This window comes from Marinobacter sp. es.042, assembly GCF_900188315.1.
Classification (GTDB): domain Bacteria; phylum Pseudomonadota; class Gammaproteobacteria; order Pseudomonadales; family Oleiphilaceae; genus Marinobacter.
In genome coordinates this window covers 1538606-1561975 of record NZ_LT897781.1, presented here as the reverse complement: position 1 = coordinate 1561975, position 23370 = coordinate 1538606, and the positions used below count along the sequence as shown (strand labels likewise).

At 57.2% G+C, this 23370-nt stretch carries 18 protein-coding genes; 10 read left to right on the top strand and 8 right to left on the bottom strand.

Annotated elements, in window-relative coordinates; genetic code table 11:
• Nucleotides 1–104: 104 nt before the first annotated feature.
• The 3 genes from CFB02_RS07380 to CFB02_RS07370 form a co-directional block, all read right to left on the bottom strand.
• Nucleotides 105–1292, bottom strand: coding sequence for an iron-containing alcohol dehydrogenase (locus CFB02_RS07380; protein WP_014576813.1), 1188 nt, complete (start codon nt 1290–1292; stop codon nt 105–107).
• Nucleotides 1292–1837, bottom strand: coding sequence for a hypothetical protein (locus CFB02_RS07375; RefSeq protein ID WP_008172020.1), 546 nt, complete (start codon nt 1835–1837; stop codon nt 1292–1294). Before CFB02_RS07375 ends, CFB02_RS07380 begins: the two co-directional genes overlap by 1 nt.
• A 174-nt stretch (nt 1838–2011) precedes the next feature.
• The gene (locus CFB02_RS07370) at nt 2012–3289 is read right to left on the bottom strand and encodes a M48 family metalloprotease (protein ID WP_088557497.1); all 1278 of its coding nucleotides are present in this window, start codon (nt 3287–3289) and stop codon (nt 2012–2014) included.
• Nucleotides 3290–3487: 198 nt separating this feature from the next.
• On the opposite strand from CFB02_RS07370, the gene CFB02_RS07365 reads away from it, so the two are divergent.
• The 8 genes from CFB02_RS07365 to CFB02_RS07330 all read left to right on the top strand — a co-directional run bounded on the left by CFB02_RS07365 (nt 3488) and on the right by CFB02_RS07330 (nt 12279).
• Nucleotides 3488–4228, top strand: coding sequence for a DUF599 domain-containing protein (locus CFB02_RS07365; RefSeq protein WP_008172012.1), 741 nt, complete (start codon nt 3488–3490; stop codon nt 4226–4228).
• 18 nt (nt 4229–4246) lie between these two features.
• The gene (locus CFB02_RS07360) at nt 4247–4717 is read left to right on the top strand and encodes a PaaI family thioesterase (RefSeq protein ID WP_088557496.1); all 471 of its coding nucleotides are present in this window, start codon (nt 4247–4249) and stop codon (nt 4715–4717) included.
• Nucleotides 4714–5148: a PaaI family thioesterase gene (locus CFB02_RS07355; protein WP_008172009.1), complete on the top strand. Its 435-nt coding sequence runs from the start codon at nt 4714–4716 to the stop codon at nt 5146–5148. The genes CFB02_RS07360 and CFB02_RS07355 overlap by 4 nt, the downstream gene beginning before the upstream one ends.
• A 248-nt stretch (nt 5149–5396) precedes the next feature.
• Nucleotides 5397–7289 carry a molecular chaperone HtpG gene (gene htpG, locus CFB02_RS07350; protein WP_088557495.1) on the top strand — a complete coding sequence of 631 codons (1893 nt, stop codon included), beginning with the start codon at nt 5397–5399 and terminating at the stop codon, nt 7287–7289.
• A 6-nt stretch (nt 7290–7295) separates the two neighbouring features.
• Nucleotides 7296–7514 carry a DUF2835 domain-containing protein gene (locus CFB02_RS07345; protein WP_008172004.1) on the top strand — a complete coding sequence of 73 codons (219 nt, stop codon included), beginning with the start codon at nt 7296–7298 and terminating at the stop codon, nt 7512–7514.
• Between the two features lie 365 nt (nt 7515–7879).
• On the top strand, nt 7880–10051 hold the full coding sequence (gene katG, locus CFB02_RS07340) for a catalase/peroxidase HPI (protein WP_088557494.1): 2172 nt from the start codon (nt 7880–7882) through the stop codon (nt 10049–10051).
• Nucleotides 10052–10188: 137 nt separating this feature from the next.
• Nucleotides 10189–11160, top strand: coding sequence for a tRNA dihydrouridine synthase (locus tag CFB02_RS07335; RefSeq protein ID WP_088557493.1), 972 nt, complete (start codon nt 10189–10191; stop codon nt 11158–11160).
• Nucleotides 11161–11286: 126 nt separating this feature from the next.
• Entirely contained in the window at nt 11287–12279 is a 993-nt protein-coding gene (locus CFB02_RS07330; RefSeq protein WP_227519354.1) for an MBL fold metallo-hydrolase, read from the top strand.
• 30 nt (nt 12280–12309) lie between these two features.
• On the opposite strand, the gene CFB02_RS07325 is transcribed toward CFB02_RS07330, so the two are convergent.
• Nucleotides 12310–13323, bottom strand: a complete 1014-nt coding sequence (locus CFB02_RS07325; protein ID WP_088557492.1) for a class I fructose-bisphosphate aldolase — start codon at nt 13321–13323, stop codon at nt 12310–12312.
• A 162-nt stretch (nt 13324–13485) separates the two neighbouring features.
• Between CFB02_RS07325 and CFB02_RS07320 the strand changes: the two genes are divergently transcribed.
• Nucleotides 13486–15564 carry a dehydrogenase gene (locus CFB02_RS07320; protein WP_088557491.1) on the top strand — a complete coding sequence of 693 codons (2079 nt, stop codon included), beginning with the start codon at nt 13486–13488 and terminating at the stop codon, nt 15562–15564.
• Here the strand turns inward: CFB02_RS07320 and CFB02_RS07315 are convergent.
• The 4 genes from CFB02_RS07315 to CFB02_RS07300 all read right to left on the bottom strand — a co-directional run bounded on the left by CFB02_RS07315 (nt 15534) and on the right by CFB02_RS07300 (nt 21248).
• Nucleotides 15534–17093, bottom strand: coding sequence for a glutamate synthase-related protein (locus CFB02_RS07315; protein ID WP_088557490.1), 1560 nt, complete (start codon nt 17091–17093; stop codon nt 15534–15536). The two genes, CFB02_RS07320 and CFB02_RS07315, sit on opposite strands and share 31 nt — an antisense overlap.
• 139 nt (nt 17094–17232) lie before the next feature.
• Entirely contained in the window at nt 17233–19425 is a 2193-nt protein-coding gene (locus tag CFB02_RS07310) for an OsmC domain/YcaO domain-containing protein (RefSeq protein WP_088557489.1), read from the bottom strand.
• Between the two features lie 93 nt (nt 19426–19518).
• Nucleotides 19519–20214, bottom strand: a complete 696-nt coding sequence (locus CFB02_RS07305; protein WP_088557488.1) for an aspartate/glutamate racemase family protein — start codon at nt 20212–20214, stop codon at nt 19519–19521.
• A 14-nt stretch (nt 20215–20228) separates the two neighbouring features.
• Nucleotides 20229–21248, bottom strand: coding sequence for a sodium:calcium antiporter (locus CFB02_RS07300; RefSeq protein ID WP_088557487.1), 1020 nt, complete (start codon nt 21246–21248; stop codon nt 20229–20231).
• 192 nt (nt 21249–21440) lie between these two features.
• Here CFB02_RS07300 and CFB02_RS18485 point away from each other — a divergent pair, with 192 nt between their 5' ends.
• A complete protein-coding gene (locus tag CFB02_RS18485; protein WP_088557486.1) occupies nt 21441–23201 on the top strand; it encodes a PAS domain S-box protein in 1761 nt (586 codons plus the stop codon).
• The last annotated feature ends 169 nt before the right edge of the window (nt 23202–23370 follow it).

The following is a 23370-nucleotide window of genomic DNA, read 5'->3' as shown; positions in this document are numbered from 1 at the left end:
GAATTGGCTGATTCTCCTCTCTTGCTTGATCAATTTCAATGATGTGAATTCTATCTTCACACAACGCAAACGCCGGGGGCCAGGCAGGGCCCCCGGCGAAACAGTCACGCCCAGGCGCGGCGCAGAACCGAGCGGGCATCCTCCAGCGTTACTTCCTTCGGATTAAACATGATGGAACCATCATCCAACGCCATTTCAGCGATGTGGTCCAGCTGTGCCTCGGTTACCTTACCGGTTTCCTTGAGTGTCCGGGGCAGCTGGCAGCGCTTGTACAAAGCATCCCGCAACTTCCGGATCGCGGAAATACTGGCTTCTGCCCGGCGGCTTGCCGGTGTTGCTGCAAAGACTTCGGGGCCCTCGAGGTACAGCAAAAGTTCACCCAGGGGTTCCCGGATGGTTTCAAGGTTGTACTCCAGGGCGTAGGGCAGGTAAAGACTCATGCAAAGGCCGTGGGGCAGGTGGCAGACGGCGCCGGTGGCGTGCCCCAGGGCGTGCACCAGACCCACCATGGAGTTGGAGAAGGCGATGCCGGCCATGGTCGAGGCTTGCGCCAGCTCCAGTCGGCCGTCGCTGTCTTTCGGGTTGTCCATGACCTGAAGGAGCGACTGGCTGATTTTCTTGATGGCCGCGGTCGCGTAGGCGTCACTCAATGGGTTTTTCGCCATGCAGGTGAAGGCTTCGGTCGCGTGGGTCATGGCGTCCATGGCTGTCGCGGCAGTAATGTGCGGCGGCAGGGTGAGGGTCATGCGCGGGTCAATGATGGCCGCGTTTGGCAGCAGGAACGACGACGTGAAGGGCAGCTTGACGCCCTTGGCTTCATCGGTGATGACCGCAACCGATGTAACTTCCGAACCGGTCCCTGCTGTTGTCGGCACCACGAAGAAGGGCTTGAGCGGATGCTTGAGCACACCGGCACCGCTGTACTTGGCGATATCGTCACCACCCTCGGAAACCAGAATGTTGACGGCCTTGCCGGTATCGATCGCCGAACCGCCGCCCACGGCGATGATAGAGTCGCACTTTTCCTGGCGATAGATGCCGGCGATATCACGTACCACCGTGGTGGAGGAGTCGGGCGGAACGTCATCATAGATGGTGGTTATTTCCAGCCCGCTTTCCTCGCAAGCTGCGATCACGGGTTCCAGAAGGCCCGCAGCCCGCACGCCCTTGTCGGTTACGATCATTGGCCGCTTGGCAGCCATTCCGGTCAGCTCGTAAGGGATGTGTTCAAGGGCGGCCTTGCCGGCAATGACTTTTACCGGGCAGAAGAACTCATAGTATTTATTGGTCATCACGCTCTCACTGTCTCAACGAAATTGGTGGCAACTTTCAGGTAAATGCGCGCGGCGCTGATCAGCTTTTCCGGCAGGTGGAGGTCGGCCGGGTATTCCTTCACGGCGCGCTCGGCGACCATTTTCGGCAGGATGAAGGACTCAAGCCGGTTCAGTACCCGCGTCATCCGCACGGCATAGCTGATGTCGCCATCCACCAGCATGCGGTCATTGGCGAAAGCCACGGATGTTTTTTCCTGGAAAGACAGCACCAGGAAAGCGTGGGCGATGTGCTTGAACTGAATCGACAGGTCGATGGGCCGTGGGGCTTTGTCACCGTGGTAACGGAAACGCCCCTGGCCGGTATGCTCGACGATCAGCTTTGAGCCATCCGGCATCACCATCATCTCAAACAGGAAACCGTCAGGCAGTGCCCGGGCTTCGTTCTGAACCTTCTCGTCCACCTCGCTCACAGCCTGCAGGGCTCGCCCCATCACCTGGAACATCAGTTCCACGTACAGTCGGCGCGCCTGGAAGACCATGGGCTGGATACGTTTCGCTAGCATGTCCGTCATCCAATCGTTGTTGATGTCATCTGATTTTTAGAGTTATTGCTCTAAAAGTCAATGGAGACGATGACAGAAGATGCGCGTCATCCCGGCAACCTGCGATCCGGACAACGAAAAAGGCCGGAATCCGTGGGGACTCCGGCCTTCGCAACGCCTTGATCCGGTGCGACTTTACTGGGTAAGGGCTGCCAGCTTCCGCCTGGCTTCCTCGGCAACATCACCACCGGCCTCGGCGGCCTTGCTGTAATAGGCTATGGCCTCATTGCGGTTATTCTGTTTCACCGCAACATCGCCCAGTCGCAGGAAGGCAATGGAAGTGGGGACGGTTTCATTGGCTTTGGTCAGATTCTCCCTGGCCTTGTCCAGATTGTTGAGCCTCAGAGCATTCAGGCCATTGTACAGGCGATATTTGAACATCTCGGGGTAGAGCTCCACCGCCTTTTCAAAGTCGGCCGCGGCCTTCTCTGTTTCCTTCTGGTCCTGATAAATGCGGCCGCGAAGGGCATAGAACATGGCTTCCCGTGGCAGCAGGCGGATGGCTTCGTTGATCTTGTCGAGCGCGGGCTTCATCTCGCCTTTGGAGGCCAGTTCCATGGCTTTATCATGGGCATCGTAAGCCGGTTGCAGCGAGCGGAGTTTGGCCATCTTGCGTTCATAGACGTCCTCACCGCGGTAGCCGCCCCCGCCAACCTTCTGCACCAGTTCACGGTTCTCCTGCACGCGTTTCGCTGAGGGCGGATGGGTCGCGAACAGGCCATTAATGAAACTGGACTGACGCCCTTCTGATAGTTTCAGGAACAGCTCCTGAAGCTCCACCGCCGCCTGTGGGTCATAGCCGGCTTCTTTCATGTAGAGAATGCCGTAATGGTCGGATTCGAGTTCATCGCCCTGGCTGTATTGCGCCAGCGCAAGTTGCGCCCCAAGGGCAGCACCACCCATGATCAGACCGGCCCATTCGTTGTCCGACAGGGCAAAGCCAAGTCCGGCAACGCCGGCGCTGATCAGCATTCCCTGCTGCATGCGCTGAACACTGTGCCGGGCCGCCGCATGAACAATCTCGTGCCCCAGAACCGAGGCAAGCTGAGCCTCGTCGTCAAGCTCTGTCAGCAGGCCACGGTTAATGGCGATCTTGCCTCCGGGAAGGGCCCAGGCATTGGGTACACTGCTGTTCAGAACCACGAATTCGTAGGGCAGGTCCGGTCTGTCACTGACCCTGGCCATTTTCTGGCCAACCTCGCTCACATAGAGCGTCAGCTCCGGGTCCACATAAAACCGACCGCCCTGGGTTTGCTGGGTGGGCACGTACTGCTCGGCGCCCATGGCGAGCTCCTGGCTTTCACCGATCAGCGAAAGCTGATTTTCCCCGGTAACCGGATTGACCGAGCAGCCGCTGAGTGTCAGTGCCAGCGCAATGGCTACCAGGCTGTTTTTGATGGCAGACAGGTTCACAGTAAGCTCCCTTTTAGATGATGCGATGTCGGGTACGTTCAAAACAGTTGCCCGCTTCCCGCATGGGCAGTTTATAGCACATGATCGGCCATCAGTGGATTACCGCAACCTGCCCGGCGGTGGTGACGAGCAGGCCCTTGGCGTATCATAAGCGTTTGTTCCCGCTCTGTTTCACCAACTTCGCACCCAAGGCAACCCATGAGTAATTTACTCGAACTGATCGCTTTGCTCTGGTTCCTCGTCTGCTGGCTGGGTTATACCGAATACTCCAAACGCCGTGCCGCGGACCGTCCCTGCCTGTCCAACACCCTCGACCTTTACCGTGAGGACTGGATGCGCGTTATGTTGCGGCGGGAAAACCGGATTGCCGATGCGTCTGTGGTTGGAAACCTGGAGCGCAACGGTGCGTTTTTCGCCTCCAGCTGCCTGCTGATTCTTGCAGGTATTATCACCGCCCTGGGCTACACCCAGGAAGTCATGGAAGTATTCAGTACCATGCCCTTCGGCACATTGCCGACCCGGGAAATCTGGGAACTTCGCATGGTGGTGCTGCTGGTGGTCTTTATCTACGCCTTTTTCAAATTCACCTGGTCCATGCGGATGTACAACTTTGTGTCGGTGATGGTGGGCAGTGCTCCTCCGCCAGATGACACCAAAACCAGCCCCGCTGGCAGGGAGGCGTTTGCACGAAGTGCAGGCAACATCTGCAATCTTGCCGGCGATGCCTTTAACCTGGGGCTGCGGTCCTACTATTACGCACTTGCCGTGGTAGGCTGGTTTATCCACCCGATTGTCTTCATGGCGGCCTCCACGCTGGTTGTTGTCGTTCTCTATCGACGCGAGTTCTGTTCGACGGCACTGGAAGCATTGAGAGCAGGGAAGGTCTTCGAGGAGCCGCTGCCCGGCAAGGCGGAAAACAGCCCAAAACCCAAAAGCTGATCCACAGGTTGAATCTGAATGAACGATGATATCCGACGGAAACGGGTTAGCCGTTTTATAGCCACCCTCAACCAGGCCAAGGAGCTTGGCCTGTCGGTTACCGAGGCCACAAAAGGCAGCCTGACACTGTGCCTGCCCTACAGTGATCGCATTATCGGTAACCCGGACACCGGGGTGATTCACGGTGGGGCCATCACCACACTGATGGATACCACGTCAGGTTGCGTGATCCTCTGTGCCCTGGAAGATTTTGAACTCTGCCCGACGCTGGACCTGCGCGTGGACTACATGCGCCCGGCCCAGCCCCGCAAGCCGGTCTATGCCCGGGCTGAAACCTACCGGGTAACCCGGAACATTATTTTTACCCGCTGTGAGGCGTACCAGGAAGGCGGTGAAACCATCGCCAACTGCGTGGCCACCTTCATGCGTATCGGGAAGGATGCCAGCCCGAAACATTACCGGGACCTGATTACCGGAGGTGAAGAATGACCGATCCTGAAATCCTGCGTTACACCCAGGAGACCGGTGACTTCAGCCGCATGCTCAGCAGCATTCCTTACGCCACCTGGATAGGTCTTCAGTGTGAGCAGTTTGGAGACGACCTGATTTTCCGTCTGCCCTGCAAAGACTCCAACCTGGGTAATCCAATACTGCCGGCCATCCACGGTGGCGTGATCGGTGGTTTCATGGAGATGTCCGCCAACATCTACCTGATCATGTCCCAGGAAAGCCTACGCATGCCCCGTATCGTCGACTTTTCCCTGGATTACCTCAGGGCCGGTCTCAATCGCGAGACCTACGCCGAATGCCGCCTGACCCGCCAGGGCAACCGCGTTGCCAACGTGATGGTCAGCGCCTGGCAGAAATCCCGCTCGCAACCCATTGCGACTGCCAGGGCGCACTTCCTCCTCGAAGACTGATCTTGCCCATACTCCGGGGCTTGAAATGCCCCGGTGTGCCCCCACTTTTTGCTCAGACTGAGATTTTTGTGCAGGAGCGAGCACGGAGGCCGTTCCGAAACACGCTGTGAATACGTCCATGTACGCTCGGCTCCGCCATCCATGGCTCCGCACGGTTTCGGAACGGCCTCCGCGCTCACTCTCAAAACTATGAGGTAACTCGGGCACAACGCCGTGCCTGTTTATTCGTTTCAGGAGACATAAACGCCATGACGGTTGAAGCCAATAAAGAAACGCTTGGATTCCAGACCGAAGTGAAGCAACTGCTTCACCTGATGATTCACTCGTTGTACTCCAACAAGGAAATCTTCCTTCGTGAGCTGATTTCCAACGCTTCAGATGCCGAAGACAAACTGCGTTTCGCAGCGCTGAAGGACGACAGCCTGTATGAAAGCGATTCTGAGCTGAAGATTCGCCTGGATTTTGACGAAGAGGCGAATACCGTCACGCTCACCGACAACGGTATCGGTATGACCCGTGACGATGTTATCCAGAATCTGGGCACCATTGCCCGTTCCGGTACGGCTGAATTCCTCCAGCAGTTGTCCGGCGATGAGAAGAAGGACAGCAAGCTGATCGGTCAGTTCGGTGTTGGGTTCTATTCGGCGTTTATTGTGGCCGACAAGGTGGATGTCTTCACTCGTCGTGCGGGTGCGCCTGCAGAAGAAGGTGTGCATTGGGAATCCAAGGGCGACGGCGAGTTTTCCATCGAGCAGGTCAATCTGGATAACCGCGGCACCCAGATCGTCCTGCATCTGAAGCCAGACGCCAAGGAATTCGCCAACGGCTGGAAGCTGCGCAGTCTGGTGAAAAAGTACTCGGATCATATTTCCTTCCCGGTTGTCATGAAGGCCGAATCCGAGGAAGGTGAGAAGAAGGATGAGTACGAAACCGTCAACGATGCGACAGCGCTCTGGACACTCCCCCGTACCGAGATCAAGGACGAGGAGTACAAGGAGTTCTACAAGCACATCGCCCACGATTTTGAAGACCCGCTCACCTGGTCCCACAACAAAGTGGAAGGCAAGCTGGATTACACCAGCCTGCTGTATATCCCGGCCCGTGCACCGTTTGATCTGTACAACCGGGAAGCGCCTCGTGGCCTGAAACTTTACGTGCAGCGCGTGTTCATCATGGACGACGCCGAACAGTTCCTGCCGCTGTACCTGCGGTTTGCCAAGGGTGTGATTGATTCCAACGATCTGTCCCTCAACGTGTCACGTGAGATCCTGCAGAACGACAGCACCGTGGAAAGCATCCGCACCGCTCTCACCAAGCGGGTCCTCGATATGCTGTCCAAGCTGGCCAAGAAGGATTCCGAGCAGTATCAGAAGTTCTGGGGCGAGTTCGGCACGGTTTTGAAAGAAGGCCCGGCGGAAGATTTCAGCAACCGCGAGAAAATTGCCGGCCTGCTGCGCTTCGCCTCTACCCACACCGGTGAAAGCGCACAGAATGTGTCGCTGGATGACTACATCGGCCGGATGAAGGAAGGGCAGAAGAAGCTTTACTACATCACCGCCGACAACTTCACAGCGGCCAAGAGCAGCCCCCATCTGGAAGTGTTCCGCAAGAAGGGCATTGAGGTTCTGATCCTTACAGATCGCATCGATGAGTGGATGATGGGTTACCTCAGCGAGTACGACGGCAAGCAGTTGCAGGATGTTGCCCGCGGCGACCTGGACCTTGGCGAGGTCGAGACCGAGGAAGACAAGAAGCACAAGGAAGAGGCGGCTGAAGAGCACAAGGACCTGCTGGAGCGCATCAAGAATGCCCTGAGCGACCGTGTGCAGGAGGTGCGTGTAACCAACCGCCTGACCGATTCACCGGCCTGTCTGGTGGTGGGCGATTTCGATATGGGCGCCCAGATGAAGAAGATCATGGAAGCTGCCGGCCAGAAGGTACCGGACAGCAAACCGATCTTCGAGATCAATGTTGATCATCCGCTGGTCCAGCGACTGGAAAGCGAGAAGGGCGAAGAGCGGTTCAACGAGCTCTCTGCCGTTATTCTGGACCAGGCCACCCTTGCCAGCGGTGAGCAACTCCCGGACCCCGGTGCTTATGTCACCCGTCTGAACCGCCTGCTGCTTGAACTGGCGAACTGATCGCCAATGCAGCAGATTATTGTGGATATCAGCATCAGCCCTGATGAGTGGATCAAGCTCTATCAGGGCGTTGCCACGGATGTTCACACCACGGCCCGGGACGGACGCTCTGTCCGATTCCCGGCTCGTATCCTCTCCCGTTTTTACCTTCGCGATGGCATTCGCGGCAGTTTCCGCATCGTCTTTGACGACGCCGGCAAATTTTCATCCATTGAGCGGCTCTGACCGACCAGAGCTCCATCCATAAATAAAAACTTTCACAAATTTACTTTTAATTAATTGTAATGGGTTATCGATCCCGCGCTACGGTGGAGCTGTTCTCGTTAGGCAGGAGCAGATCCATGTCCAATGTAATGCCATTCAGTCGTTCAATCGCATGGCCGGACTTTTTAGACATTCTGGCGAGATATTCAAGTGATTACGCTTGTGCCCAGTAAAGCAGAGCACCCGCAGACTTTGCGGGGAATCTTATAGGCGCACGCTATCCGGGACATAAGAAATACTCAGAGCAGATTATTGGGTGTGTCCTATAGTTAGAAGTGCCTGAATCAAAGCAGTGTCGTTTTGCCAACCCCAATGAGGAGAGAAAAATGACAGATAACAACAGTGCGGGCGGAAAGTGTCCCGTAATGCACGGTTCAAACACTCAGGAGAAAGCCGATGTAGCCGGCTGGTGGCCTGAGAACCTCAATCTTGACATCCTTCATCAGCACGACCGAAAAACCAATCCTCTCGGTGAAGACTTCGACTACCGGGAAGAAGTCAAAAAGCTTGATCACGAAGCCCTCGAAAAAGACATGCACGAGCTGATGACCAACAGTCAGGATTGGTGGCCTGCTGACTGGGGGCATTACGGCGGTCTTATGATTCGTCTCGCGTGGCACGCCGCTGGCACCTATCGCCTGGCCGACGGCCGTGGTGGTGCCGGCACCGGCAACCAGCGATTCGCTCCGCTGAACTCCTGGCCCGACAACGGCAACCTCGACAAGGCACGCCGTCTTCTGTGGCCGCTCAAGAAAAAATACGGTAACAAGGTGAGCTGGGCCGATCTGTTTATCCTGGCCGGTAATGTTGCCTATGAGTCGTTTGGCCTGAAGACCTTTGGTTTCTCTTATGGCCGCGAGGACATCTGGCATCCGGAAAAAGACATCTACTGGGGTGCGGAAAAAGAGTGGCTGGCGCCGTCTGACAGCCGGTATGAAGACGTCGACAAGCCCGACACCATGGAGAACCCGCTCGCTGCAGTGCAGATGGGCCTGATTTACGTGAATCCTGAGGGCGTGAACGGTGTGCCGGATCCGCAGAAGACCGCGGAGCAGGTGAGAACGACCTTTGCCCGCATGGCGATGAACGATGAAGAAACCGCAGCGCTGACCGCTGGAGGCCATACAGTGGGCAAGGCTCACGGTAATGGCGACGCCGATGCCCTCGGCCCGGAGCCGGAAGGGGCCGACGTTGAAACCCAGGGCTTTGGCTGGATGAACCCGAACCTGGATGGCAAGGCAACCAACGCGGTTACCTCTGGCATCGAAGGTGCCTGGACCGCGAATCCGACCAAGTTCGACATGGGCTATTTTGATCTGCTGTTCGGCTACGAGTGGCAGCTGACCAAGAGCCCGGCTGGTGCAAACCAGTGGGAGCCGATCGACATCAAAGAAGAGCACATGCCGGTCGATACAACCGACCCGTCCGTCCGTCGCAAGCCGATGATGACCGATGCGGATATGGCGATGAAAGTCGATCCGAAGTACCGCGCAATCTGCGAGAAGTTCATGGCAGATCCGGAATACTTCAGGGACTGCTTTGCCCGCGCCTGGTTCAAGCTGACGCACCGCGACATGGGGCCCAAGTCCCGCTACATCGGACCGGGTGTGCCGGATGAAGACCTGATCTGGCAGGATCCTGTTCCCCAGGGCGAGACCAATTACATTGAGGAAGTGGTCAAGCAGAAGATTGCCGGGGCCGGATTGAGCCTGAACGAGCTGATCTGCACCGCTTGGGACAGTGCCCGCACTTTCCGCGGCTCAGACATGCGTGGTGGTGCAAACGGTGCGCGGATTCGCCTGGCGCCCCAGAAGGACTGGGAGGGTAACGAGCCCGATCGTCTGGATAAGGTGCTGAAGGTTTACGAGCAGATTTCGGCTGACACTGGCGCCAGCGTTGCTGACGTGATTGTGCTTGGCGGTAACCTTGGCATCGAGATGGCAGCCAAAGCAGCCGGCCACGAGGTTCACGTTCCCTTCCTGAAGGGCCGTGGCGATGCCACCGACGAGATGACGGATGCCGAATCCTTCGATCCGATGGAGCCGCTGGCTGATGGCTTCCGTAACTGGCAGAAGAAGGACTACGTGGTCAAGCCGGAAGAAATGCTTCTGGATCGTGCCCAACTGATGGGACTGACTGCGCCTGAAATGACCGTCCTGCTGGGTGGCATGCGGGTGCTGGGTACCAACTACGGCGGCACCAAGCACGGCGTATTCACCGATCGCGTTGGCCAGTTGACCAATGATTTCTTCGTAAATCTGACTGATATGTCGAATCGTTGGGAGCCGACTGGCAAGAACTCGTACAACATCGTGGATCGCAACAGTGGCAATACCAAGTTCACTGCGACCCGTGTTGATCTCGTGTTCGGTTCCAACTCGATCCTGCGTGCCTACGCAGAAGTGTATGCCCAGGACGACAACGAAGAGAAGTTCGTGAAAGACTTCGTTGCAGCCTGGACCAAGGTCATGAACGCCGACCGGTTCGACGTCGAATAAGACCTGTAAGCAAGCGATTGGACACCCCGGCTTCGGGGTGTCCGTCTATCAACTTCCCGCCAAATTCCTTACAATCCGCTCCGTCTGATTTTTGATCAGTCTCACCCCGAACAGACCCTGTAATTGCTGGAGCACTCATGCGCATCATTCTCGCCCCGATGGAAGGGCTGGTTGACGCACCCATCCGTGAAACCCTGACCGGGGTAGGCGGCATCGACCGTTGCGTAACGGAATTCGTTCGTGTCACCCATGGCATGCTGCCACCGAGAGTGTTCTACAAATACGCCCCCGAATTATACAACCGGTCGCTCACTCAAGTCGGCACTCCCGTTGCCGTTCAACTGCTGGGTTCAGACCCTCACCAGATGGCGCGCCACGGCTTGCGTGCGGCAGAACTCGGTGCCACCCAGGTGGATATCAACTTTGGTTGCCCGGCCAAAACTGTCAACAAGCACAAGGGTGGCTGTGTGTTGATGCGCGAGCCGGAGCTCATGCATGAGATCGTGGCTGCTGTGCGTCAGGCTGTGCCAGCGCATGTGCCGGTCACAGCCAAGATGCGGCTGGGGTATGACGACCGATCCATGGGTGTGGCTTGTGCCCAGGCGCTGGAAGCGGCAGGCGCGGCGGAGATTGTCATTCATGCCCGCAGCAAAGTAGACGGGTATAAGCCGCCGGCCTATTGGGAGGAAATCGCCCGGGCCCGGCAAGCTGTCAAAACCCACATAATTGCCAATGGCGAAATCTGGAGTGTCGCGGACTACTGGCGTTGCCGTGAGGTATCCGGCTGCGATGACGTGATGATTGGCCGTGGCCTGATCGCCCGGCCAGACCTCGCCCGGCAGATCAAGGCCAGCCAGCAGGGCGAAACGGTGCCGGATATGACCTGGCCAGAAGCTGTCGCCCTGGTTCGTGAGTACGCTACGGTTCTGCAGGGGTGGCTTGAGGACCGCTATGTGACCGGTCGTATTAAACAATGGCTTAACTTTCTCCGCCAGGGTTTCGCCGAGGCAGAGGCGCTCTGGCCCGAGGCCCGGAAAATCCGTCAGGTGGCGCCCATGCTGGCATGCCTGGAACAGCGGGTTATCCTGTCGGACTCCCGCGCTGCCTGATCCTCAATCAAGCGCACTGACTCAATCCCCACGCGTTGACCTTCCCGCCGCCTAAACTGGTATCAACGGGCTTGTCGTTCGTATCAATACCGGTACTAATAAAAAACGAGTGGGAGGACGAACAACATGTTCAGAGCAGGTTTGCGCAACACGATGGCCTTTGCCGGAGTGTCTTTCTGTATGCTATTCGGCGCCGCTATGCCGGCTACCGCCGACGACCACGTGGTGAAAGTCACACCCCTGGGTAGCCACGATGGTGAGTTCTGTAGCCGGGACCGGGCGCTGGTCTTTGAAGATCCCAATGGCACCCGAATTCTCTATGACGCCGGCAGAACGGTCGCCGGTCCGGATGATCCCCGACTGGGCAAAATTGATATTGTTCTGGTTTCCCACATGCATGGGGACCATGTCGGTGATCAGCGCATCAGCAAGACCAATCAGGGCACTTGCGGGTCTCCGGACACCGGCGTTTCAACATTGCCACAATCCAACACTGTTGATATTGCGGTAAAACACGGTTCAAAAATTGTTACGGGTAGCGAAATGCCCGCCTTCTTTGCTGCCAAGCTGAAAGATGCCGGCGGTGATCCTGCAAACTCGCTGTTGGTTCGGTTCGGTGGCGAGCGTGAGGTTGGCGGAGTGGCAATTACGACCGTGCCGGCTGTGCACAGCAATGGCGTATCGCCTTCGTTCCTCACCGGGCCACTGGCAGAGTATCTGGCTGCCGCGGGTGTTGGCGCCAGTGTCGGACCACCCACGGGCTACGTGCTCAGGTTCTCCAACGGCCTGGTGGTCTACCTGTCCGGCGATACTGGCATTACTGCCGAGCAAAGGCTGGTCGTGAAGGATCACTACGGTGCGGGGCTTGTGGTGATGAACATCGGTGATACGTTCACCACCGGACCGAAACAGGCCGCCTACGTAATCAATGACCTTGTGCAACCGAAGGCGGTTATCGCCTCCCACGCCAACGAACCTGCTACCTCCGGTGGCATGGTGCAGGAAGGAACGCGCACGGCTCTGTTCCGGGATTCAGTGACAGTGCCGGTTCATGTGCCCCTCAGTGGCCGCACCATGGCGTTCAATGGCATGGCGAGCTGCGTCTCAGGCTGCAACTGAGGAAACACGGGCACGCAGGGCTGTTGCCGATCAGTCTTCCATCTCCGGTCGGTAATGGCCGGCGCGAGCGGCACCGTTCAGGCGGGCCCGCTTCAGCATTGCTGCCTGCGCCTCCGGACCATTATCCAGATTGCCGGCCCAGGCCTTCTGTGCCGGTTCCTGCAAAGCCCGTCCGTAGGAGAAACTCAACTCCCAGGGCTGGGTGCCCATGCTGTTCATGGCGTTCAGATTGAGAGTGGCTTCTTCCGGCGTCTGGCCGCCCGAGAGGAAGAAAATGCCGGGTACCGCAGCCGGTACCGCCCTGCGAAAAATATCGAGAGTCGCTGTCGCCACTTCTTCCGGGGATGCCTTCGGGGTTTCCTTGCCCGGCGTCACCATGTTGGGCTTGAGGATCATGTATTCCAGTGCCACCTTGTGTCGGTAAAGGGCGTGGAACACCTCCCGAATCACCGCTTCGCTGACTTCCGCGCAGCGCTCGATGGAATGGTTGCCATCAATCAGCACTTCCGGCTCAACGATCGGCACGATACCCAGGGACTGGCAGATCGCCGCATAGCGGGCGAGAACCTCGGCATTCGCCTCGATCGCCTGCCGTGAGGGCAGGGTATCCGATATATGGAACACATCCCGCCATTTGGCAAACCGGGCCCCCTGGTTTTTGTAGATTTCCAGGCGGTCCTCCAGACCATCCAGGCCAAAGGTGATTTCATCACCGGGTGCATTCACAAGAGGGCCTTTTCCCTTGTCTACCTTGATGCCCGGCACGATGCCTTTGCTGGCCAGCAGCTTCGGCATCGGAATATTATCCAGGCTCTGCTGGCCGAGAGTTTCCTCAAACAGAATGACCCCGCTGATGAATTCTCCGAGCCCGGAAGCCGAGAAAATAAGGCTTCGGTACTCCCGGCGCATATCTTCGCTCGACTCCACGCCAACGGCCTTGAAACGCTTGGCAATGGTCGGGTGGCTTTCATCCGCAGCGAGAATTCCCTTGCCGGGCTGAACCAGTTCCCGGACGGTAGAGTTGAGTTCTTCCTGAATGGTCATGGTGAGCTCCTGTTTGATCCTTGAAGGTCTGTTGGTCGTTCGGCCCGCCACTCTATTGTAGACGTTGAATAGCGGTCTGGAATTTGATCTGCGCTAAGGCAGAAACCGATCTTCTGAATTAGGCTGTAAACGATAACAACAGGAAAACGGGAAGACCTGAATATGAAAACCGTTGTCAGCGTCAGCCAGGGATCTGGTGAGTACGATTACGATATAGAGACGTCGTTTCTTGGGCAGCCCTTCCGGGTTATCCGGATCGGTACGGACGGCGATCTTTCCCGGGCCGAGGCGGTTCTGGAGTCCGTCCATCCGCAGGCAGATGCTATCGGTCTGAGCATGGTACACGATCATTACGAGGTGGGCCGGGAGCAGCTTGAACACCCGGATACTGCCCGCCTTGAGGCCTGTGTGCCGGATAAGCCGATAACCACCGGTGCTGGGTTGCGGGCTATCCTGCAGGAGTGGGCTGTGCGTCATACCCAGTCTGAGCTCGGGCATTTCTTCGACAATGCCCGTGTGCTCTTCTTGAATGGGCAGGCCGGTTACCGGATTGCCAGGGCCCTTTCCGAACATACCGAGAATCTCTTCTTTGCCGATCCTTACATGGATTTCGGAGTGCCCAGGCTGCTGACTTCCCTGAAACAGCTGGAAACCTATACCTCGCTTACGGCACCCATCATGTTCAGGCCTGCGGCGGTGAAAGCGGTTGAAACCATTCTCCGAACACCGCTGTATCGGTTGGGTGAGAATCTGGTTAAAGGTTCGCTCCATCACGCGGTGTCCGAGGCCCATGTCATCGTGGCCTCGATTGGCGACCTGGAGAACTTCACGGCGAAAGAGCTCGATGGAAAAACCGTGATTACCTCACGGGTAACGGATGCGGCCATGGACTGGATGCGCTCTCGCAAGGTTGCCATGGTAGTGGATTACAGCCCCTGGCTGGAGGGCCGCCCCGTTGGCGTGAATGTGATGGAGGCGATGATCAGTGCGGCGCTGTCCAGGACACCGGACCAGTTGGGCCCCGATGACTATCTGGATGTTATTCAGAGCCTGCAGATTGAGCCGCGAATCCTTTACCCGAACGGTTACCGCCGGGTTAACCGGTTTGCGTTTGTCATTCATCCCCTGTCGCAGCAATACCTCACCAAAACACCGCCGCTGGACTGGGTTGCCAACGTATCGCCGCCTGTGGTGATGAACCTGGTGGAAAAGGCCATCGCGTATTCGCCACCGTTCATCTACTCGAAGGTATCCGGAATCCGGTCACCCAATGGCGATGAGGTGGAGGGCTGGCTCATTACCGTTGGTGGCACTCCTCGGGAAATCATGGCCCACGGGCCGGAATTTACCTACGCCCGGTTGCTGCAGGCGGCCAAACTGGCCAAGAAACTCGGCGCCCAGATCATGGGCCTGGGTGCGTTTACCAAGGTCGTGGGTGATGCCGGTATAACGGTGGCCAAGCGGGCGCCGCTGCCAATCACCACCGGCAACAGCTACAGCGCATCCGGTGCCCTGTGGGCGGCCCATGACGCCATGAAGAAAATAGGGCGGGTGAGCATTGGCCCCAGTGGCAAAGCGGCCGGCAAGGCGATGGTGGTGGGCGCTACGGGTGCTATCGGGTCTGTCTGCGCCAGATTGCTGGCCAAGGCAGTGGACGAGATTTATCTGGCGGCACCGGAGCCGGCCAAACTGCTGGCTCTCAAGGAAAGCATCGAACAGGAAACGCCGGGAGCCATCGTACATGTTGCCGGCTCTGCCGAACGCGATCTGGCCGACATGGACATGATCGTGACCGCCACCTCCGGGGCCGGCAAACGTATCCTGGATATCATGAAAGTGAAGCCGGGCTGCGTCATAACCGACGTCGCCCGCCCCCTGGATATCCCGGCGGAAGATGTCGCCAAGCGGCCGGATGTGCTGGTGATCGAATCCGGCGAGATCCAGCTACCGGGTGAAGTGCACATGAAAGACATCGGGCTCCCGAAAGGCATTGCCTATGCCTGCCTGGCGGAAACCATTGTGCTTGCTCTGGAAGCGCGTTTTGAGAACTTTACTCTCGGGCGGAATATCGAGTGGGAGAAAGTGCGGGAGATCTACAAGCTGGGACTGAAGCATGGCATGAAGCTGGCCGCCATTTCCGGGGTGAACGGTGTGTTCACCGAGGAGGACTTCGAACGGGTTCGAGTCCTGGCGGCCAGCGAAGAAGCACCTCAGGCAGAAGGGTCGAGCACACCGGCGTAGCGAACGCCGCTGAGCAAAGCCATCTCCCGATGCCAGGTGGAAAGGTCATCAATATTCAGTTTGCTCAGGCTGTCGTGGCCACAGGCCCGTGCCATCACCTGCATCAGTGAGACAGAGGCCTCAAGGAAGTTCTGCAGCTGTTTGGCAGACTGGTCGACGTTCAACCGCTGGCGCAGGTCCTTGTTCTGGGTCGCGATGCCTGCCGGGCAGGTGTTGGTATTGCAGATACGCGCCGCAACACAGCCGATGGACTGCATGGCACTGTTGGCAACGGCAATACCGTCAGCGCCCAGCGCCATGGCCTTCACGAAATCGATAGGGACCCGCAGGCCACCGGTAACGATCAATGTGACCCGTCCGCTTGCACCGCGGTCATCCAGATAGCGCCGCGCACGGGCCAGGGCAGGAATGCTGGGCACACTGATGTGATCACGGAAGATCTCGGGTGCAGCACCGGTACCGCCGCCACGGCCGTCGAGAATAATGTAGTCGGCGCCGGCATCCAGGGCGAATTGCACATCCCGCTCGATGTGATTGGCGCTCAGCTTGAAGCCGACGGGAATACCTCCGGTCACTTCCCGAACATGGCTGGCGAAGCGCTGGAAATCCTCAACTGAGCGCAAATCGTCGAAAGTGGGTGGGGAATTGGCCGGTTCGCCCTCAGGAATTTTGCGAACCTCTGAGATCTTGCCGGTGTTCTTGTTGCCCGGCAAATGGCCACCGGTGCCGGTCTTGGCGCCCTGGCCACCCTTGAAGTGAAACGCCTGCACTTTCTTGAGCAATTCTTCCTTGTAACCGAACTTGGCGCTGGCCAGCTCGTAGAAGTATCGGGAATTTTCCTGTTGCTCCTCGGGCAGCATGCCGCCCTCGCCAGAGCAAATGCCGGTGCCCGCTAGCTCGGCGCCACGAGCAAGGGCAATCTTGGCCTCCTCTGACAGGGCTCCGAAGCTCATGTCGGAAACGAACAGCGGCATGCTCAGTGTCAGTGGCTTGCGGGCTTCAGGCCCGATCACCAGTTCGGTCGAGACGTCGGCGTCGTCTGCCAGTGGTTTGCTGGCCATCTGCGCCACCATCAGTTGCAGGTCGTCCCAGTGGGGCAGGGTGTGGCGGGGCACGCCCATGGCCGTTGTAGGGCCATGGTGGCCCATACTGCTCAGCCCCTCACGGGCCAACTGATGAATAAATTCAACGGTGGGTTCTTCTTTGGTGGATTTGGCCTTCGGCGCATCACCGGATTCGTCGCCGCCATCATCATCAGACTCCGGCGCCTCCTTGCCAACCTGGTCATCGCTGAACTGCTGGTGAGTGCCGTCACAATAAGGCGCGCTTCCGGTCTGTTTACACTGGCACAGAACCGCCTCTTCGTCTTTTTCGGCCTTGAAGACCTTGGGTTTGAACCCCGTATCTCCATGGGAACCGTCGCAGAAGGGCTGGTTGTTGGAACGGCCACAAACGCAGAAGGCGTATTCCTCGCCTTTTTTCAGGCTGACTTTCTTGGGCTTGTTATCAGCGATCACTGGATTGCTCATTGCAAGGCTCCCTGATTGGCGTATGCCAGAAATGTACAAGGGTGTACGGGCATTAAACGCAAATAGGCTACTTGTAATGATCAAGTGTGGATCAGGACTGACCGCGCCACCAATGCGGCGCGGTTCGCTCAGCGTCCGATTACTGCTGCAGGCCCGCCCTGGCTGCACGCGCCGCGTGCAGCTTCCGGTAGCTCTCGATCAAACGCTGATGCTTCTCCAGCCCATCCAGTTGCATGTTCGTGGCTTCCAGGCCGTGGAAACGAACGCTGCCATCCACTGAGCCAACAACAGCTTCCATGGTTTCCTCGCCGAACATGCGGGTGAAGTTGGTGATGTAGTCGCCCAGCTCCATTTCGTCGTCAAGGGTGACTTCGAGAACCGCATACATGGCTCGGTAGAACAGGCCGCGCTCAACGGTGTTGTCGTTGAACTGAAGGAACATGTCGACGAATTCCAGGGCTTCTTCATGCCACTGCAGGGCAAGGCAGATCAGGATCTTTAGCTCAAGGATCGTGAGTTGGCCCCAGATGGTGTTTTCATCGAACTCCACGCCGATCAGGGTGATGATCGTCATGTAGTTGTCCAGCTGGCTGGCTTCCAGACGTTCCACCAGATCGGCCAGTTGCTCATCGTCCAGGCGGTGCAGGTTGAGGATGTCTTCCCGGTAGTCCAAAGCCATGTTGGTGTTATCCATGATCAGGTCTTCCACCGGATACACCTCGGAATAGCCTGGAACCAGGATTCGGCAGACCGGCGCGCCCAGTTCCTCGTAGACGGCGACATACACTTCCTTGCCCAGCTCCTCGAGGATACCGAACAGACACTCGGCTTCCTCGGCGTTGGTGCCGGAAAAATCCCATTCAACGAAATCATAATCGGACCTGGCGCTGAAAAACCGCCAGGAAACAACGCCGGTAGAGTCGATGAAGTGCTCCACAAAGTTGTTTGGCTCGGTCACGGCCAGGCTGTTGAAGGTGGGCGCCGGCACATCATTGAGGCCCTCGAAGCTGCGGCCCTGCAGGAGTTCCGTCAGGCTGCGCTCAAGGGCCACTTCAAAGCTCGGGTGAGCGCCGAAAGAGGCGAACACGCTGCCCGTTCGCGGGTTCATCAGGGTAACGCACATTACCGGGAACTGGCCGCCGAGGGAGGCGTCCTTTACCAGAGTCGGGAAACCCTGGGCTTCCAGGGCTTCAATGCCTTCCAGGATGTCCGGGTATTTTTCCAGTACCTCCCGGGGCACGTCCGGAAGGGCGATCTCCTCTTCGATAATCTGCTTCTTTACCGCCCGTTCGAAAATCTCCGACAGACACTGAACCTGTGCTTCGTTCAGGGTATTGCCAGCACTCATGCCGTTGCTGAGAAACAGGTTCTCAATCAGGTTGGAGGGGAAATAAACCACCTCGCCATCCGATTTTCGCACGTAGGGCAGGGAGACAATGCCCCGGTCGGCTCTGCCGGAGTTGGTATCAATCAGATTGGAGCCGCCAAGCTCGCCGTCCGGGTTGTAGATGGCGAGGCAGTGGTCATCCAGAATACCTTCCGGCAGCTCGTCGTTGGGGCCCAGCTTGAACCACTTTTCGTTCGGGTAGTGGACGAAGTCGCTGTTGGCGATGTCCTCACCAAAGAACTGATCGTTGTAGAAAAAGTTGCAGCTGAGACGCTCGATGAATTCGCCCAGGGCAGAGCACAGGGCGCTTTCCTTGGTGGCACCCTTGCCATTGGTGAAGCACATGGGTGAGGCGGCATCGCGAATGTGCAGGGACCACACGTGAGGCACAATGTTCCGCCAGGAGGCAATCTCGATCTTCATGCCCAAGTCTTCAAGGATGCCAGTCATGTTGGCGATGGTCTGCTCCAGGGGCAGGTCCTTGCCTTCGATAAAGGTCTGGGTGCCGCCTTCCGGCTGGGTCATCAGCAGTGCCTGGGCGTCCGCGTCCAGGTTCTCGACGGTTTCAATCTCGAAGGTCGGGCCGGTCTGGACCACTTTTTTCACGGTGCAGCGGTCGATCGAGCGCAGGATGCCCTGGCGGTCTTTCTCTGAGATGTCCTCGGGCAGCTCAACGGAGATCTTGAAGATCTGGTTGTAGCGGTTTTCCGGGTCCACGATGTTGTTCTGGGACAGGCGGATATTCTCGGTGGGAATGTCCCGTGCCAGGCAGTAGACCCGGACAAAGTAGGCTGCACACAGGGCAGAGGAGGCCAGGAAGTAGTCGAACGGGCTGGGCGCCGAGCCGTCGCCCTTATAGCGAATCGGCTGGTCCGTTACGACGGTGAAATCGTCAAACTTGGCTTCAAGTCTGAGGTTCTCGAGAAAGTTGACGTTGATTTCCATTGCAAAGAGTCCTGGATCGGAGAGTTTGGCGCGCCATGGCTTCTAATGGCGGCCATTATCCAGTTTTTGCAGGTGTTCGTCTTGGTCGGTCTTCTACGGATGATGTAACGCCAGCTCCACGGCTCGGGCGGCGTGAATCTTCGTGGTGTCGTAAAGTGGAACCTCGGTGTCGGCCTGGCTGATCAGCAATCCGATCTCAGTGCAGCCGAGAATGACCGCCTGGGCCCCGCGCCCGGAAAGCGACGAAACGATATCCAGGTAGGTGTGGCGCGAGTCAGACTTTATTGCGCCCTGGCAAAGCTCTTCGTAGATAACACGGTGCACCTCATCCCGCTGGCTTTCATCCGGGGTGAGAACGTCGATACCGGCCGCCTCCAGTCGTTCCCTGTAGAACGCCTGCTCCATTGTAAAGCGGGTGCCCAGCAGGCCTACTCGGGTCACACCCTCTTTTTTCAGTACCTGCGCGGTGGCATCCGCGATGTGCAGCAATGGAATCCCGATTGCCTGTTCGATCTCCGGAGCAACCTTGTGCATGGTGTTGGTACCGATCACCAGGAAATCAGCGCCGGCCTTCTGCACTGACAGAGCGGCCCCGGCAAGAATGTCGGCAGTGGCCGGCCAGTCGCCTTTGTGTTGCAGCGCTTCAATCTCGGCGAAATCCACGCTGAAGAGCACCAGTTTTGCTGAATGCAGCCCGCCCAGACGGTTTTTGACGCCCTCGTTGATAAGCCGGTAATAGGTCTGCGTGGATTCCCAGCTCATGCCGCCGAGAAGACCAATGGTTTTCATGGTTAACCTCCGTATTATCCGCTTGCCATAACGATCGTTAGTGCCACCGCATAGACCGTCAGCATCAGGGCGCTTTCAAACCCGATCTTGCCAATCCCATAGCGCTGGCGTCGAACCATGCCCATCAGCAGTATCGCTGTCATTAAAATGCTCACCAGGCCCCAGGTCATTTGTATCGGGGTAATGTCGTGATAGATGGAGCCCCCAGGGTAGCCGACATCGGCCGACGCAATCACCAGCATATTAAAACAGTTGGTACCGAATATATTGCTTACCGCCAATGTCAGCGCGTTTCTGCGGATGGCCGCAAGGGTAGTGACCAACTCTGGCGAAGACGTGGCGATGGCGGTGAACAGACCGCCGATCAGCGTATCCGACAGGCCTGTTTCATCGCTGATGACCTTGGCACCTTCCATCAAAACCCAACCCGCGAGGCCTGTAATTGCGGCCAGAATAATAAAACTGGCCCAGGCCTGGGCAAGGCCACCGTGAAGATAATGGCCGGGCTTGTCGGGAACGGTTTGGCGGGTCAGTCGGGGAAACCACATGGGTTTGCTGTCGGTTGTGCGAACCAGGTGCAGGCCGAAAAGGTACGCTGCGGTAATCACGGGAGTGATCGGATGGATGCCCCACACGGAAACCGGTGGGCTGGCAATCGCCAGCAGTGGCAAGGCGAGCAGGACGATCAATAAAGCGGCCAGCATCAAGTTGGTCGAGGATGCCGCGGCATGCTCCAGGTTGGCTTTCCGATACATGATGTCGGCAATGCCCAGAAACACCAGGTTCGCGGCCATACTGCCCATGACATTGCTCATGGCCAGATCCGGCCTTGAATCCAGCGAGGCGCTGAGGGTGGCGGCGAAGTCGGGTAGTGAGGTTACTCCCGCCAGCAGAAAGATGCCGAACAAGGCCTCTCCGAGACCCGTGCGATCAGCCAGTTCATCGGCTACTCGGGCCAACCGGCTGCCGGCAGTCACAATGACAATAGAAGCGATGGTAAAAGCAATAATGGCGGTAGTTAGTGATGAGAACACTCAGGGCCTCGATCAGTATTGGCATCTTTCAATATAGCCGGTCTGACAACACAGGTTACGAATCCTTGCGACCGGCTTTATCTCTATTTCACAAACCGCTTACCATAAAAAACACACGGGAAAAGTCTGTTATACAGGGCCAAGCGTAATCGCCATAACATTAATTTAAAAAGGGTCTTTACGGATTGCAGCATGAGCTGTGCCGTAACTTTAAAGGGTCTGCTCTCCATGCTTCAATTATTGTCCAGTCTGTTTTTCCCCTCCCGTGCATCACTTGTTCTTGAGCAGGCGCCACAAGCAATACTCACTATAGATCGGCACAACACGATCTCCTTTTTTAATGCAAGCGCCGAGGCTCTGTGGGGCATTAGCCGGGAAAAGGTGGTTGGCCGTGCCGCCTCTGAATTTCTGCCCGCAGAGGTGCTTCGACGGTTTGTCAATGGAGCAAGCGAATCAGAGGAGGTCTACCTGAGCAGCTCTCATGGCCGGGGTTTCTGGGCCCATCTGGACATGACCAGTGTCGTGGCCGGCTCAAAAACCGAAAAGACAGTGTTCGTCCGAGGCATCAGTAATGAACGTTATGCCCGTGAGATGATGAACCAGACGCTGGAGCAGGCAATGGATGCTGTCATTTCCATCGATGAACATAACAACGTTACCTTCTTCAACAAAGCTGCTGAGGCTATGTGGGGATACCTCCGTGAGGAAGTGCTTGGTCAGAACGTCAAGATGCTGGTGCCCGAGGCTATTCGCGGCCAACACGACAGCTTTGTAGACCGGAATCGTCAGACCGGTGAAAACCGCATCGTAGGCAGCTACCGGGAACTGACCATTGAGCGCAAAGACCGCTCCAGAATCTGGGGGCAGGCCGCGATCAGCAAGATCGAATTTGACGGTCGCATCACCTACACGGCGTTTATAAAGGACGTTGCGGAAGAGGTCGAAAAACGCGAGAAAATGGAGATGCTGTCGCTGGTAGCAGATCATGCCAACAGCGGCATCATCATCACCGACGGTGACGGCAAGATTGAATACATCAACGCCGGCTTTGAAAAGCTGACGGGTTACAGCCTTGAAGAGTGCAGGGGGCGAAAACCCGGCCCCATGCTGCAGGGGCATGGTACTGACCCTGAAACGGCACTGCAGATCCGGGAGCATCTGGACCGTCAGGAGCCCTTCTACACCGAAATCCTCAACTATCACAAAAATGGCGCGCCCTATTGGGTCTCTCTTTCAATTGCCCCCGTGTTCGATGAGAAAGGCCGGGTTCAGAATTTCATATCCGTTGAGGCCGATATCACACGCAGTAAACAACAGACAGTGGACTTTACCCGTCGGCTGCAGGCCATCGAACGATCCATGGCCACCATCGAGTTCAATCCGGACGGCAGTTTTCTGAGCGCTAATGGCCTTATCCACAAACTCTACGGTACCGAGGAAAGGGTGGCCCGGGCTGCGAGCGGGCTTTGGTCCGGGTTGAGCCGGGAGAGCATCGATGTGCTCAGAAAAACCGGGGAATTCAGTGGGAAAACCTCAGTTCAGTTGGAGGGCATGCCCCTGTTGGCGCTGGATTATCAGATTGTGGCATTGAAGCAGTTTGATGGTGAGGTCCGGAAATACGTTCTTTTTGGTGTCGACATTACCGACCGCCATGTTGCGCTGCGGGAGACCCAGGAAGCCATGGATTCTGTGCTGCAGGTGAGTAACAAGATCAGCGGGATTGTTTCGACGATCAATGGTATTGCCGAGCAGACCAATCTTCTGGCCCTGAATGCTGCCATTGAGGCCGCGCGGGCTGGCGATGCAGGAAGGGGGTTCTCGGTTGTGGCTGAGGAAGTGCGCTCACTGGCCCAGAAGTCGAGTGCTTCGGCAGGTGAAATTGATGGCCTGGTCGACGAGACAAATCAGCGGGTATCGGCCCTTGCAACCTCACTGAACAGGATCGAAGGATAAGATCCTGGCACCAGGCCTTGTATCTGACAATGGCAGTCCTCAGTCTTGGAGCATGCCACGTCTGCAGAGGGAGGGGGAATCAAGATCCATGGAGCCCGTCACCAAGAAACCCTGCATTGAGGTTTGCGAGTTTAACAAGAGGGCCAAATAGGAGAAAAAAGAAGAGCTG